The organism is Actinophytocola sp. (assembly GCF_036002505.1).
GTDB lineage: Bacteria > Actinomycetota > Actinomycetes > Mycobacteriales > Pseudonocardiaceae > DASYTH01.
Window position 1 is genome coordinate 1 of record NZ_DASYTH010000435.1, and the last position, 14,555, is coordinate 14,555.

General features: G+C 72.2%; 13 protein-coding genes. 10 read left to right on the forward strand and 3 right to left on the reverse strand.

The genetic code is table 11. The features are described from left to right. Positions 1–222: 222 nt before the first annotated feature. Together VGR06_RS38950 and VGR06_RS38955 are read right to left on the reverse strand one after the other, a co-directional pair. Entirely contained in the window at positions 223–1,131 is a 909-nt protein-coding gene (locus VGR06_RS38950) for an NAD-dependent epimerase/dehydratase family protein (RefSeq protein ID WP_327564253.1), read from the reverse strand. Between the two features lie 33 nt (positions 1,132–1,164). Beyond that, positions 1,165–2,160 carry a hypothetical protein gene (locus VGR06_RS38955; protein WP_327564254.1) on the reverse strand — a complete coding sequence of 332 codons (996 nt, stop codon included), beginning with the start codon at positions 2,158–2,160 and terminating at the stop codon, positions 1,165–1,167. 400 nt (positions 2,161–2,560) lie between these two features. Between VGR06_RS38955 and VGR06_RS38960 the strand changes: the two genes are divergently transcribed. The 6 genes from VGR06_RS38960 to VGR06_RS38985 all read left to right on the forward strand — a co-directional run bounded on the left by VGR06_RS38960 (position 2,561) and on the right by VGR06_RS38985 (position 8,779). Next, positions 2,561–3,538 (forward strand): hypothetical protein, encoded by a 978-nt coding sequence (locus VGR06_RS38960; RefSeq protein ID WP_327564255.1) that lies wholly within the window; start codon positions 2,561–2,563, stop codon positions 3,536–3,538. Positions 3,539–3,631: 93 nt separating this feature from the next. Continuing rightward, on the forward strand, positions 3,632–4,921 hold the full coding sequence (locus VGR06_RS38965; RefSeq protein WP_327564256.1) for a UDP-glucose/GDP-mannose dehydrogenase family protein: 1,290 nt from the start codon (positions 3,632–3,634) through the stop codon (positions 4,919–4,921). A 91-nt stretch (positions 4,922–5,012) separates the two neighbouring features. Continuing rightward, on the forward strand, positions 5,013–6,350 hold the full coding sequence (locus VGR06_RS38970) for a glycoside hydrolase family 30 protein (RefSeq protein ID WP_327564257.1): 1,338 nt from the start codon (positions 5,013–5,015) through the stop codon (positions 6,348–6,350). A gap of 163 nt (positions 6,351–6,513) precedes the next feature. Next, positions 6,514–7,005: a hypothetical protein gene (locus VGR06_RS38975; RefSeq protein ID WP_327564258.1), complete on the forward strand. Its 492-nt coding sequence runs from the start codon at positions 6,514–6,516 to the stop codon at positions 7,003–7,005. Further along, positions 7,005–7,178, forward strand: a complete 174-nt coding sequence (locus VGR06_RS38980) for a hypothetical protein (protein WP_327564259.1) — start codon at positions 7,005–7,007, stop codon at positions 7,176–7,178. Before VGR06_RS38975 ends, VGR06_RS38980 begins: the two co-directional genes overlap by 1 nt. Positions 7,179–7,375: 197 nt before the next feature. Further along, entirely contained in the window at positions 7,376–8,779 is a 1,404-nt protein-coding gene (locus VGR06_RS38985) for a PLP-dependent aminotransferase family protein (protein ID WP_327564260.1), read from the forward strand. 329 nt (positions 8,780–9,108) lie between these two features. On the opposite strand, the gene VGR06_RS38990 is transcribed toward VGR06_RS38985, so the two are convergent. Continuing rightward, complete coding sequence (locus tag VGR06_RS38990; protein WP_327564261.1) at positions 9,109–9,855, reverse strand: hypothetical protein; 747 nt, start codon at positions 9,853–9,855, stop codon at positions 9,109–9,111. 230 nt (positions 9,856–10,085) lie between these two features. Between VGR06_RS38990 and VGR06_RS38995 the strand changes: the two genes are divergently transcribed. The 4 genes from VGR06_RS38995 (at position 10,086) to VGR06_RS39010 (ending at position 14,479) form a co-directional block, all read left to right on the forward strand. Beyond that, complete coding sequence (locus VGR06_RS38995) at positions 10,086–11,216, forward strand: S8/S53 family peptidase (RefSeq protein ID WP_327564262.1); 1,131 nt, start codon at positions 10,086–10,088, stop codon at positions 11,214–11,216. A gap of 211 nt (positions 11,217–11,427) precedes the next feature. Beyond that, the gene (locus VGR06_RS39000; RefSeq protein ID WP_327564263.1) at positions 11,428–12,009 is read left to right on the forward strand and encodes a sigma-70 family RNA polymerase sigma factor; all 582 of its coding nucleotides are present in this window, start codon (positions 11,428–11,430) and stop codon (positions 12,007–12,009) included. Continuing rightward, positions 12,006–12,407: a hypothetical protein gene (locus VGR06_RS39005; RefSeq protein WP_327564264.1), complete on the forward strand. Its 402-nt coding sequence runs from the start codon at positions 12,006–12,008 to the stop codon at positions 12,405–12,407. The genes VGR06_RS39000 and VGR06_RS39005 overlap by 4 nt, the downstream gene beginning before the upstream one ends. Next, positions 12,404–14,479 (forward strand): CHAT domain-containing protein, encoded by a 2,076-nt coding sequence (locus VGR06_RS39010; protein ID WP_327564265.1) that lies wholly within the window; start codon positions 12,404–12,406, stop codon positions 14,477–14,479. The genes VGR06_RS39005 and VGR06_RS39010 overlap by 4 nt, the downstream gene beginning before the upstream one ends. Positions 14,480–14,555 lie beyond the last annotated feature (76 nt).

Here is a 14,555-nt window from a genome sequence, read left to right on the forward strand (position 1 = left end):
AGGGCATTGGTCAACGCCCCACCGGTCCCACCAGCCACACCAGACCCGATCACCCCGAGCACGATGGACAACTCCCTCCAAAGGAGCCACACCCACCGGCGATCATGGCCCACCGCGACCCCATCCCGAGAAGATCAACGGGACCAGGGCTCCCGGCCGACCCGCCAAAGGTGACCGCCAAACTCCAGGCCCAGTGACAGCCCACCACTTCCGAGACACGCCTCAGTTGGCCGCGTACCAGGCGACCGTGCGGCGCAGGCCGTCGGCGAGGCTGGTGCTGGGGCGCCAGCCGAGCACCTCGCCGGCCGGGCCGGGGTCGGCCACCTGGGCGTGGTCCAGGGGCCGGTCGGCGACCGCGCCGAACCTGGGCTTGCCGGTGCCGCCGACGATCCGGGCGAGCAGCTCGATGGTGTCCCGAATGGACACCTGGGTGCCGGAGCCGATGTCCAGCACCTGACCGGCGGCCTGGCCGGAGACGGCCGCGGCGAGAAACGCGTCGACCACGTCGTCCACGTAGACCCAGTCGACGAGCCGGGTTCCGCTGGAGAGCTCCGGATCCTCGCCGCGCAGCAGGGCGAGTGTGGTGTAGGGCACCAGCTTCCTGGTGTCCGGCTGGGCCGGGCCGTAGACCATGGCCACCCGCAGCACGGTCACCGGGACGTCCCAGAGCTGGTAGAACATCCGGGCGTAGCCGGTGGCCGCGGACTTCGCGGCGGCGTAGGGCGAGGCGGGGGTGGCCTCGGCGCCGCGGGTCTCCTCGACCGAGCCGGCCAGCACCACCCGGGTGCCGTTGGGGCACACCGTGGCGGCGGTGAGCAGGTTCACCACGCTGGACAGGTTCGCGTCCAGCACCGGCCGCACCAGCGTCACGTCGCGGGCCCCGGTGACGGCGCTCGCCAGGTGGAACACCACGTCCGGCGTGATGGTCCGGACCAGTTCGGCGGTCGCCCCGGCGTCGGTCAGGTCGGTGATGTGCCACACCGGCCCGGCCGCGGTCTCCACCGGCCGCCGGCTCACCGCGTGCACCTCCGCGCCGAGCTCGGTCAGCCGGCCGACCAGGTGCGATCCGATGAATCCGGTGGCGCCGGTGACCAGCACCCGCGCGTCCCGCCACTTCCCTGATAAAGCCACAATGAATTCATCTCGCCCGATGCGGCAGTCGTTTCACTTGCCGCACGGCGCGTTGTCCACGACCGTGGCCACGATCCGGTAACTGGAATCGATCTTGACGATGTCGTTGTCGGCCCAGGTTCCGATGGCGCCGCACTTGCCTTCGGCTTCGTAGGCGCCGAAGTCGGACTCGCCGGCGACCACCCGGTTGCCGGTCACCGTCCACGAGCCGATGCCCGGCATCAGGTACACCGCGTAGGTGCCGCCGATGGCGAGGTTGTTGACGATCCGGGCGCCGCTGGTGGCCGTGGAGTGCACGAAGATCGGCGCGGTGTAGCCGTAGGGCAGCTTGCTCTGGTCGAACGTGTTGTGCTCGACGATGACGTTGGTGGTCTGCGGGTAGTCCTGGATGCCGTCGGCGTGCGCGATGTCGTCCTTGACGCAGCCCAGGTAGTAGGAGTCCTTCACCACGACGTTTGGGCCGCCCGCACGGAACCCGTCCTCGTGGCCCCGGACGTGCACCCGGATGGCGGTGTAGTTCTGCTCGCCGATGGCCATCGGCATGGCGATCTTCGCGCCGCAGGTGGCCGGCCCGACGAGCGAGTCGGTGATGGTGAACGAGCCGCCCAGCTCGTACACCGAGTCGTCGATCTGGGTGTTCCTGATCGTCACGTTGCGCGCCTTGATGATCAGGGCGCCGGTGATGTGCCAGCTGTCGATGACCTCGCCCGCGGTGCTGGCGACGTACTCACCGACGGTCTTGCGGAACGCCGTCCCAGCCGGCACCCCGGTGCTCGCCGGGGTCGGGAACCCACCGGGGGCCGGGGGTGGGGCGGGGTTCTGGGGTTTGCTCGAGCTCGTGGTCCTCGTCGTCGTGGTCGACGTGGGCGTGGTCGACGCCGCGGAACTGCTCGGGTCCGTCGTGGTGGTCGCGGTGTCCGAGCTGGACGGCGGGGCCGGCGACGGGCTGCCGGCCTGTGAGTCCTTACAGGACACCAGTGGCGCCGTCACAGCCGCCACCAGCACCACCGACAATACGGCCCGTCTCATACTGTTACTCCATCGTGATTGGCGCAGACGGCGGAACACTAGCCAATCGATCAAGGGACAACAACCGCACCATTTCGTGAGAAAGCAACATCGAGTGACTACCGGTGACCGTTGCGGGACGCTTAAAAGATCGAAGTCGCGTTACGCAGCCAAACGTTACCCAGCAGAGTGTGATTCGGCCGTTCGGCGCAGCGTACGAGGGGTCAATGTGACGCTCGTCACAGGGGGTGACATCCCGGTGGCGAGGGGAGTAAGCAGTACACGCACAAGCGAGGAACCGCTCCACGGTGGGCCCCGACCCCGCCGGAATCGCGGATGTGGTTCGCTGGAGATTAAGACAGGATCAAATTTGTCCACGATTTTCGCTCGCGTGCGCTTTCGTTCGGCGCTATTCGGGGTAATGGCCCTCGCGCTGACCGCGTGCGGCACCGGCGCGGTGGCCGGAGAGCCGATCTCCGTGCCGGGCGCGGTGGCCGGGCCGTCCAGCGTGGACACTTCCGCCACGACCACGACCGCCACCTCGACGACGACCACGAGCGTGGCGGCGAGCAAACCGGCGAGCCCCAAGCCGGCCACCGGCACCGCACGCCCGTCACCGACCGGCTTCCCGACGGCCGCGACGACGGGCGTGCGGCCCGGCACCGCGCTCACCGTGGTCAACGGCGACCAGACGTTCAGCACGCCCGGCGCGGTCGTCGAAGGCAAGGACTTCCACGGCTTCGTGAAGGTCACCGCGGCCAACATCACGTTCCGGAACTGCGTGTTCCGCGGCCGGGCGCCGGGCGGGAACGCCGCGCTGCTGGATGCCGAGCACGCCACCAACCTGGTCGTCGAGGACTCCGAGTTCGCCGCGGCCAACCCGGCGGCCACCCTCGACGGCATCTGGGCGGCGAGCACCAGCATCTACCGGGCCAACGTCCACGGCACGGTGGACGGCGTGAAGGCCGACTCCAACGTGCTCGTCCAGGACTCCTACATCCACGACATGTCCTGGTTCGCCTCCGACCCCAACCAGGGCGGCGGCGAGACGCACAACGACGGCGTGCAGACCTTCGCCGGCGAGTCGCACGTGACGTTGCGGCACAACACTATCGACATGTCCACCACGAAGCGGCCGAACGCCGCGCTGCAGAACTCGACCAGCGACACGCACGTGGAGAACAACTATCTCGACGGTGGCGCCTGCATGCTCAACTTCGACCACAAGAGCGTCGGGCGGCCGCTGACCGGCCTGTTCGTCGTGAACAACCGGTTCGGCCGGCACTCGTCCTACCAGTGTCCGATCATCCTCTCCACCCAGTCGACGATCAGCCAAAATCTTGGCAACGCGTGGGCCGACACCGGGCAACCGATCCCCCCGCCCCAGGTCCACGACTAGACCCTGACCAGCGCAAACCTCACCGATTGAGACATCATGACGCGCGAACTGTGATCGTTTTCCGATTACCGTCCGGTCCTTCACCATGAACGCGTGTTCGTGCGGCGGATCGCGGTGGTCGGTACGGGTTACGTGGGCCTCACGACGGGTGCGTGCCTGGCCTCGCTGGGGCACCGCGTGGTCTGCGCGGACGTGGATGCCGACAAGGTGAAGCGGCTGGACGCGGGCGAGGTGGACATCCTCGAGCCCGGTCTGGCGGAACTCGTCTCGGAAGGGCTGGCCGCCGGCCGGCTGTCCTTCGTGGTCGGTGCGGCCGAGGCGGCCGGCGCCGCCGAGGTGGTGTTCCTGTGCGTGCCCACCCCGATGGGCGTCGGCGGGGTGGCCGATCTGAGCGTGGTCGAGTCGGTCGTCGAGGAGGTTCGCGACCTGCTCGAGCCCGGCTGCGTGGTGGTCAACAAGTCCACCGTCCCGGTCGGAACCGCCGCTCGCACCGCCGGGCTGCTGGAGCGCCCGGACGTCGCGGTGGTGAGCAACCCGGAGTTCCTCCGCGAGGGCAGCGCCGTGCGCGACTTCCTGCACCCGGACCGGATCGTGGTCGGTGCCGACCGGCAGGACGCCGGCGAGCGCGTCGCCGCGCTGTACGCGCGACTGGGCGCTCCCACCGTGCTCACCGACGCCGCGTCCGCCGAGCTGGTGAAGTACGCCGCGAACTGCTTCCTGGCCATGAAGCTGTCCTACGTCAACGCGCTGGCCGAGCTGTGCGACCGGCTCGACGCCAACATCGCCGACGTCACCGAGGGCATGGGCTACGACCGCCGGATCGGCCAGGCGTTCCTCGCGCCCGGCCCCGGCTGGGGCGGTTCCTGCCTGCCCAAGGACACCGCCGCCATGCTCCAGCTCGCCGACGCCGTCGACTTCGAGTTCCGCCTGCTGCGCGCCACCATCGACACCAACACCCGGCAGCGCCAGCGCATGGTCGAGAAGGTCCGCACCGCCGTCACCGGTCAGCGCAACGGTTCCCTGTCCAGGACCCGGCTCGGCCTGCTCGGCCTCACCTTCAAGGCCGGCACCGACGACCTCCGCGACTCGCCGGCCCTCGCCGTCGCGGCGCTGCTCCGCCAGGCCGGCGCCACGCTGACCGCCTACGACCCGGCCCGGCCGGAGAGGGTGGACGGCGTGCACCTGATGCCGGATCCCTACCAGGCGGCCACCGGCACCGACGCCCTCATCGTCCTCACCGAGTGGCCGGAGTTCCGCACGCTCGACTGGCTCCGCATGGCCACCCTCACCCGCCGCCCGGTCGTCATCGACACCCGCAACCTGCTCGACCCGGACATCCTGCGCCGCGCGGGCTTCCACTGGACCGGTCTCGGCCGGCGCTGACAGCCGGGGTTGACGATCGGCCGCGGGGCTGAATACGGTTCCCGTGCGTCCCGAAAAATTCGGAGTGTCCATCGAAAGTTTCGGAGATCCCATGTTGAGGATCGTCGCCATCGCCGCCGCCGTCCTGGCTACCTCGACCGTCACCGCCAGCCCGGCCGTAGCCACGAATGATTCGGTGATCACCGTCTTCGGTCGGTCCCACGAGCAGGAGATCGAGGGTTTCGGCATCGCGACCGCGTTCCGCAGAGTGGAGCTGCTGCGCGACCTGTCGGAGCAGCAGCAACGTGAAATTTTCGGTCTTTGGTTCGACCGAAACACCGGGGCGGGGTTCAGCATCCTGCGTCTGGGCATCGGCTCCTCGCCGGCCGGCAGTCCCTACGACAAGATGATCTCCATCCAGCCGAACGACCCGGGCGGTCCCGATGCTCCGCCCCAGTACGTCTGGGACGGCCTGGACAACGGCCAGGTCCTGGCGGCCAAGGTGGCCCAGTCCTACGGCGTGAAGCGGTTCTACGCCGACGCCTGGAGCGCGCCCGGCTACATGAAGACCAACGGCGACGAGAACAACGGCGGCATGGTCAAGCCGGAGTGGGAGGCCGCCTACGCCCGCTACCTGGCGCAGTACGTGAAGTTCTATGCCCAGGAGGGAATCCGGATCACCGACCTGGGGTTCACCAACGAGCCCGACTTCACCGCGCCCTACGCCTCGATGCGCTACACCCCGGAACAGGCGGCGGCGTTCATCAAGGTGCTCGGCCCGATCGCCCGGGGCGTGAACCTGGCCTGCTGCGACTCCTTCGGCTGGGACCAAGCCAAGGGCTACACGGCCGCGATCGAGGCCGACCCGCAGGCGCGGCGCTGGGTGAAGACCTTCACCGGCCACGTCTACGCGAGCCCCACGACCAGCCCGCAGCCCACCGGCAAGAAGACCTGGATGACCGAGTGGAACCCCAGCGGCACCACCTGGAACGAGAACTGGGACGACGGTAGCGGCTACGACGGGATCACCGTCGCGCAGAACGTCCACAACGCGCTCACATTGGGCGAGGTCAGCGCCTACGTCTACTGGGTGGGTGACTCACTGGGCGCCACCCGCGCGCCGATCCAGATCGACCAGGTCAACCACACCTACCACGTGTCCAAGCGGCTCTGGGCGCTCGCGGCGTACAGCCGGTTCATCCGGCCCGGCGCGGTCCGGCTCAACACCTCGGTGACCGATCCGTCACTGCAGGTTTCGGCGTTCCGCAACGACAACGGCTCCACGGTGGTCGAGGTCCTCAATACCGGCACCGCACCCGTGACCTGGCAGCACGTGCCCCGCCGGGCCGCCGCCTACCTCACCGACACCACGCACTCCCTGACCCCGACGCCGGTCACCGGCCGCACCGTCACCCTCGCACCCCGCGCCCTCACCACGATCGTGTTCTAGCGCGCGGACGCGTCTCGGCGTGTTCCGGCTTCGCGTAGCCATGTCCCGGCTTCGCGTAGTCGTGTCCCGGCTTCGCGTAGCTGGTCCTGGTCGCGACCGCGGTCGCGGTCGTGTCCCTGCGCGACCGGCCGTCGGCCCCGGCCGCCTCGAGCCGGGCCGGGGAGTGGCGTTCGACCCTCGCCGCGGGCTGGTGCCGCCGGGCCTGACGCTGGCCCAGGTCAGCACCGGCCTCACCACGGACGGCTTCATCTACCACGGCAACGGCGCGACCCTCACCGCCACCGTCAACAAGCGCGGCGCCACCCCGCGGCTCGACGCGGACGGCTGGTTCGCCCGGGAGATCTACGGCCGCCCCGGCCGCGAGCGCTTCGAGCCGGGCCGGGCGGTGGTCGGCCGCTCCCTGCCGTCCGGCCACTGGGCCGAGGTCACGCTCGCCGGCACCCGCACCGACGCCGAGCTCCTCGCCGACGCCGAGCTGGTCGCCGGCTCCCTGCGCGAGGACGCCGACATCCCGGTCCGCGTGGACGTCGCCCCACCTACCTGCCCAACGGCTACCACGTCACCGGCCTCAGCGCCGAGCCCTCGACCCCCGGCCGCGGCACGGTCATCTGCACCGACTACACGGACAGCCGGCTCACCCTCTCGCTCACCCTGATGAACCTGCTCGCCGCCGAGCGGATCGCCGACATCCAGGGCCGCCCGGCCTACCTCACCGACAACCGGAAGACCCTCGTGGTCAACATCTACCACGGCGCGATGCTCGCCATCTCCGGTGCGCCGCTCGACGAGCTGATCAAGATCGCCGAAGGTGTCCGCTGGCTCGGCTGACCCGGCTACTCCGGCGTCGCCAGGTACGCCGCCGCCAACCACGATCGCACCTGATCGTCCACATCGGACGGGTGGGAAGCAGCGTGACGTTGCTTCCCACCCTTGTAGCATGCGGCCACCTTATCGAGAGCCAATCTGCGACAATTGGCATCATGAGTGCGGCTTTTCTATCAAGTGGACGCGTATCAGGCCAGCGATTGGCTCGGCTGTTGGGGGTCTGGCGGCGGCATGGCTCGCGGCGTGGGTCAGCCGATCTCGCGGCCGGCATCCGGATGCTGGTGCTGGAGGGGCGGCTGCCGGTCGGCACCGGTCTGCCCGCCGAGCGCGAGGTGGCGGCCGCGCTCGGGGTGAGCCGGACGATGGTGGCCACGGCGTGGGAGGCGTTGCGCGGCGAGGGCCTGGTGGTCAGCCGGCGCGGTGCCGGGTCGTGGTCGGCGCTGCCGCCCGGTGCGCACGCCCGGGAGGACGAGCTGCCGGGTGCCGGCGACATGATCGACTTCACCCGGGCGGTGCCGGCCGCGGTGCCCGGGGTGGCCGGCGCGGCGGCGGCCGCGCTGCCGCGCCTCACGGCCGAGCTGGCCGGCCACGGGTACTACGAGCTGGGCCTGCCGGTGCTGCGCGAGCGGATCGCGGACCGGTTCACCGCGCGCGGCCTGCCCACCGTGCCGGAGCAGGTGCTGGTCACCAACGGCTCGCACCACGTGCTGGCCATGGCGTTGCGGCTGCTGGCCGGGCCCGGCGACCGGGTGCTGATCGAGCAGCCGACCTATCCCAACGCGATCGACGCGATCCGTGCGGCGCACGCCCTGCCGGTGCCGGTGGCGATGACCGACGAGGGGTGGGACGCCGACGCCATCGAGGTCGCGCTGCGCCAGGCGGCGCCCCGGGTGGCCTACCTCATCGTCGACTTCCACAACCCGACCGGGCACCGGCTGGACGCCGAGGGCCGGGCCCGGCTCGGTGCGGTCCTGCGCCGCACCGGCACACCCGCGGTCGTCGACGAGACGCACGTCGAGCTGGACCTGGACGGCGACCCGCTGGCCGGCCCGCCCCCGCTCGCCGCGTTCGCGCCGGACTGGGTGATCGCCGCCGGCTCGGCCAGCAAGTCGCACTGGGGCGGGCTGCGGCTGGGCTGGGTGCGGGCGTCCACGGAGATCATCAACCGGCTGGCCGCCGCCCGGCGCAGCATCGACCTCGGTTCGCCGGTGTTCGAGCAGCTCGTCCTCGCCGAGCTGCTGGGCGACCCGGAGCCGGAGCTGCGGGAGCGGCGGGCGGAGCTCGTGACCCGGCGGGACGCGCTGGTCGAAGCCGTGCGCACACACTGTCCAGAGTGGACTTTCCGGGTACCGGCCGGCGGGCTCAGCCTGTGGTGCCGGCTGCCCGCACCGGTCAGCACCCGGATCGCGGTCACCGCGCAGAACCACGGCGTCTGGGTGGTGCCGGCGTCCCGGTTCGCCGCGCAGGGTGGCCTGGAGCGCTGGCTGCGGCTGCCGTTCACCCAGCCGCCCGAGGTGCTCGCCGACGGCGTGCGGCGGCTGGCGCTGGCGGCCGCGTCGGTGCTCGACTCGCGCGCCGCGCCGGCCGTGCTGAACCCGGTGTAAGGGCGGCGCGTGTTACACATTCGGTTCGTCCGGCGATCTAAGGCGTGAGCCAGGTGCGCTGGATGGCCTAGCCGGCTCGGCCTTTCGGCCGGCGGACACCATCCAGCGCACCGTCGACTCTGGCGGCCGGTCGGCGCAGCCCCTCGATGCGCCGAGTTTGCACCCGGACTGCCAGAGAGGGGGCCCCGGCGCTGCGGGGGCATCGCGGCGCCGGGGCCCGGGTCCCGACCTGACCGGGCGCGGTCGGCAGGTCGGGAAGCGTGTGGAGTTGTGCTCTGGGCACGGCATGCCGGGTGGAGGCACAAAGATCCCGCGGGGGCGGGCTCGAGTCAGTCGGGCGACATGGCCGGTAAACCGGCGGTGCGGCTACCGGCGAGGCTGGCCCGCCCGAAGTCGGTGTGCGGGCCGGCTGGTGGCACGGCCGCGGCCGTGCCGGCCGGAAGCGCCGCGCCACCGCGGGCGTGGCCGGGGCCGTCATGCCCGGGCGAGACGCTGCTGGTCGGCGCCGCCGGGGCGGTGGGCGCCGGGTCCGGCGCGGGCTTCCGCCCGGTGTGGTCGGAGGCGGGAATGGTCGGCCGGTCACCCGTCGGGGGCTGACCGGATGGGGGCGCTGCTGGCGCGGACGGGGCCGTGGCTCGGGTGGACCGGTGTGCGGCGGCAGCGGTCCGGCCGGGTTTCGCGGCCGGTGCCGGCCGGTCGGCGGTTGCCGGCGCGGGTGACCGGACCGAGGTGGCCGTGGCCGGAGCGGGCGTCGGTGCGGAGCTGGCTGGCGGCGCGGCGACGATCGGGTTGACGGGTGCGGGTCGGGTGGCTGTGGTGTCGCCGGGCGGGTCGGCCGTCCCGGTGTCCGCGGTGGCGCCGAGCAGGTGGGTGAGGCCGCCGACGAGCCCGCCGAGCAGCCCGGGGGACCCGGTGTCCGGAGTGGACTCGGCGTCCGCGGCTCCGGTGGCGAGCAGGGTGCTCAGCAACCAACCCAGGGCGGCCAGCCCGGCGGTGACGATCACGGTGCGCAGCAGGCGAGGCAGCCCGCGTCCGGCGGCGCGCGCCGGCGGTGTGCCGTCCGCCCCGACAACCACTGCTCGGCACACCTCCCCGACCACACGCCCGAACGCACCGACAGTGCCACTATCCAGCACCGCACCGGCGATGTGCACCCTGGCCGCGCCTAATCCACCCGGATAGACGGCCGCGAACACCGTCCTGGGTGCCCGTGCCGGCCGCCGATAACCCCCTGTGATGACATCCGAGCGGGTGATCCTTGATGCTCCGCCGAGCGGTCCGGCCCGGGCGGCGGGACGGTGATCACATGGACCGAGCCCTCACGCTGCCGGACTGGGCGGAGCTGTGGCGCCGCCGCGAGCCCGATCTTCTCGTACACGACCCGGGTGGACCGCGGGAGTGCCTGATCCGTGCCGGCCAGCTGGTCGTGGCGGCCGATGCGGTGGAGCCGGCGCTGCGGGCCATCGACCGCTGGGTGGACCGGGTGGAGCTGACCGAGGAGGCGAAGCTCGCGACGCTGCGGCTGCACCCGGCCGCCGCGCACCGCCCGGTCGAACTGGCCGCCGAGGCCGGCGGGCCGGTGTCGGCCAACCACGTGCACATCGGCAGCGAGGTGCTGCTCGTCGGGACGCCGATCCTGCACGGCACCGGGGCGGTGCCGAGCGAGGTGCCGGCGCCGCCCGCGCCGCCGGTCGAGCGCTGGGAGCCGCCGGTCACCGTGGCCGTGCTGGACACCGGGCTCGACCCGCACCCGTGGTTCGCCGGCCGGCTGTGGCTCTCCGATTGGGGCCTGCAGCCTGAGGTGCTCGACGCCGACGGCGACGAGGTGTCCGACCAGCAGGCCGGGCACGGCACGTTCGTCGCCGGCATCGTGCTGCAGCACGCGCCCGGCGTCACCATCCGGCACCGTCGCGTGCTCTCCTCGCAGGGCCTCGCCGACGACCGGACCGTCGCGGCGGCGCTGCGGGCGGTCCGGCACCGGGCCGCACAGGCCGGCGCGCACCTGGACGTCGTGCTGCTCACCGCCGGCTGCCACACCGCAGGCGACCGGTGCCCGCCGCTGCTGGCGCGGGAGATCTCCCGGTTCACCAACGCCGCCGTGGTGGCCGCGGCCGGCAACGGCGCCACCACCCGCCCGTTCTGGCCGGCCGCCCTGCCCGAGGTGCTGGCCGTCGCCGCGACCGGCCCGGACGGCGGGCTGGCCGCGTTCTCCAACCGCGGCCCGTGGGTCGACACCGCGGCGCCGGGCGTGGACGTGGTCTCCAGCTTCGTCCGCTTCCGCCCGGCCGACGGCGTAGCACCCCGCACCGAAACCCGCGAGTACGGCGCCGCGTCCTGGAGCGGCACCTCGTTCGCCGCCCCACAGGTCGCCGCCCGGATCGCCACCTCACTCCACAACGGACTGTCCCTTGCGGAAGCCCGCCGCCGCGCCTGCTAGCCCGGCATGTTTGCCCCTCACGTCGCTGTGTTTGCCGCTCACGTCGTTCTGTTGGCGTCTCACGTGAACTGAAGCCGCGCGTTGCGCCAACACGGCGACGCCAGCGGCCAACACGGCTACGCCGCGCGCCAACACGCCGTGTTCTGTGAGTAGCTCTACTCAACATCGGGTCGCCGCGGCTCCGTGACGAGGTGGGCGCCGTCCCAGCCGTATGTCCAATTCGTACACGGAGCTTGATGTCGCGGATCTCGTTGGGCGGGCCCGGGATCACGACCGGGACGCGTGGGCGGAGCTGGTTCGGCGGTACGCGCCCGTGGTCTGGCGGGTGGCCCGGGCGCACTGCTCGGAGGCGGACGCCAAGGACGTCAGCCAGCACACGTGGATCACGCTTGCCGAACGCCTGTCCCGCGTGCGCGACCCGGACCGCCTCGCCGGCTGGCTCGCCACCACGGCCCGCCGGGAGGCCTTGCGGCTGCTTGCCTCCCGCCGAACCGAGGCGCAGCCGGACTGGTGGCCGGAGGCGGTCGAGGATCCCCACCCCGAGCACTGGCCCGAGCCGCGGGCGCTGCGCGGCGCCCGCGACCGCCTGCTGTGGCGGGCTTTCGCCGCCCTACCCGAGCGCTGCCAGCGCCTGCTCGGCCTGCTGGCGTTCGCACCGGAGCTGACCTACGCCCAGCTCGGCCACGCCCTCGGCATCAAGCTCGGCACCGTCGGCCCGGTCCGCGGCCGCTGCCTGCATGAGCTACGCCGGCAGCTGGCCGTCCGCGGGCTCTGCGAAGGAGCGGCCGGATGACCGGCGACCCCGACCTGCTCGCCGAGCTGGCCGCGCTGCTGCGCCGCGTCGACCCGGTACCCGACGACGTCCGCGCCCTGGCCGAGGCGGTGCTCGACCTCGCCTTCGTGCCGCCCGAGTGGACCCGCCTCGAGCCGGTCGCCGAGCCCCTCCTCGTCCGCGCCGGCCGCCGGTCGTTCCGGTTCGCCGCCAACGAGATCTCGGTCCGGGTCGACCTGCGCGGCGGCTCCCTCGTCGGCCTCGTCCACCCGGTCATGGACGTCGAGGTCTGCTGGCCGTCCGGCAGCCGGCGGGTGCGGCCCGACACGTACGGCTTGTTCCGGCTCGAGGACGTCCCCCGCGGCCCGCTCCGTGTCCTCATCGGACACGCCCACGTCACCCGCTGGTTCTGGCCATGAGCGACTGGGTTTCCGACCCGGACGCCACCCTCCAGTGGGCCGCCGGCGTGCTCACCTCACACCGGGTCGACTCCGGGACCCGGGCCCGCGCCTGGCACGCGGCCGCCATCGCGCACATGGAGCGCGGTGATCTCGCCCTGGCCCGCCGCGCCGCCCGGCATGCGCGGACCGTGGCCGGGCCCGAGCTGAGCCTGGTGCTGGCGTGGATCGAGCTGGACGCCGGCAACACCCGGGCCAGCCTGCGCCACCTCAACGCGGCCCAGCCGCACCTGGCCCGGACCCGCTGCCTGCGCGGGTTGAACCTGTGTGTCGCCGGCCGCTACGAACCGGCGCATCACGAGCTTTCCCTTGCCGTGGAAGGACTTCGGGCCGACCGGCACTGGCTGGCCAACGCCCTGAACGGGCGCGGCGTGGTGCGCATGCACCTGCGCCGGTTCGCCGCCGCGGACCGCGACCTGGCTGCGGCGGCCCAGCTGTACACCACGCTCGGCGAACGCGAGCGCGCGGCGACCTGCGTACACAACCGCGGATGCGTTGCGCTGCAGGCCGGTGACGTGCCGGGGGCGCTGCGGTTCTTTGACGAGGCCGTCACCGTGGGCCTGCAGACGAGCGCCCGACCCGAGGCCCTGATCGACCGCGCGCACGCGCTGCTTACCGCCGGCCTGGCGCTCGAGGCCGCCGAAGTCCTTGCCACGGCGGCAAACCAGCTCGGCGACACGGGTCGCAGCATGCGCCTCGCCGAGGCCTGGCTCGGTCTCGCCCGGTGCGCCCGCTCGCCCGAGTTGGCCCTCGACGCCGCCCGCCGGGCCGCCGCCCTGTTCCGAGCCCAGCGCCGCCCTGGCTGGCTCGCCGCGGCACAGTCGGTGGAACTGTGCGTCACTCTCTCCACTCCGCCCGACGCCCGCCGTGTCGCGGGGCGCTGTGTGCGGCATGGCTTCCTGGCTGAGGCCGCCGAACTCCGCCTGGCCGTCGGCACCCCTGACCTGCTCCGGCTGGTCGAGGCGCACCGGCGTTCCGGTCCGCCCCGGCTGCGCGCGCTCGGCTGGCTGGCTCGGGCTCGCCTCGCGGACTGCAGGCGCGGGGTGCTGGCCGCCTGCCGTGCCGGCCTGCGGACGGGTGCCGTCGACGTCGCCGGCGAGCTCGTGGACACCGGTTTGGCGGCATTGCTGCCGGGCGGGAGTCCTGCAGTGATCTTCCGTTGGCTGGCTCAGGTTGCCGTCGAGGACGTGGTTCGGACGCTCGGTGACGCCGCGATGTTGTACTACGTCGAGCACGATGGTGGCCTGTTCGCGGTGTCCGTTGTGGATGGTCGGGTTCGGCTGCATGACCTCACGACTTGTCGGGCGCATGACGTCGAGGCGCTCCGGTTCGGGTTGGGGGCGCGGGCGGACGGCGTGGTCGAGCGGGTGGCCCGGCGCTTGGATCGGGCGCTGGTGGAACCGGTGCGGGAGGTCGTCGAGGGTCGGCCACTGGTCGTGGTGCCGAGTGCTGTGCTGCACGGGTTGCCGTGGGCGGCGTTGCCGAGTTGTGCCGGGCGGGCGGTTTCGGTGGCGCCCTCGGTGGCGGGGTGGCTGCGGGCCAGCCGGGTGGGGTGGTCGATGGACAACCCGGTGTGGGTGGCGGGGCCGGGACTTCGGCATGCCGACCGGGAGGTCGCCGCGCTGCACCGGCGTTGGGGCGGCACGCTGATCACCAGCCGTGAATCTACTGTGGACAGAGTGCGCTCGGTGCTGGACGGTGCCGGGGTGGTGCACATTGCCGCGCATGGGCGGTACCGGCCGGAGGCGCCGCTGTACTCCTACCTGGAGTTGGTGGACGGCCCGCTGTACGGCCATGATCTGGACGTGGCGCCGCGGCTGATCGTGCTGTCCGCATGTGAGGCGGCGCTGTCGACCCCGCTGTTTCCGGGTACCCGAGCCATGATCGCGAGCACGGTGCCGGTGGCCGACGCCGCCGCCGTCGAGCTGGTGAGCGCGTTCTACGAGCACCTTCAGCACGGCCCGGCGGAGGCACTGGCGCGGGCGCAGGTCGGGTGTGGTGACCGTGGGTTCGTGTGTATGGGGGCGGGTTAGGGACCCGCCGAGAAATAGGTTGATCATTTGTGGCGATGGGACTGGTAGGAGGGAAAGCAACGTCACGTTGCTTCCC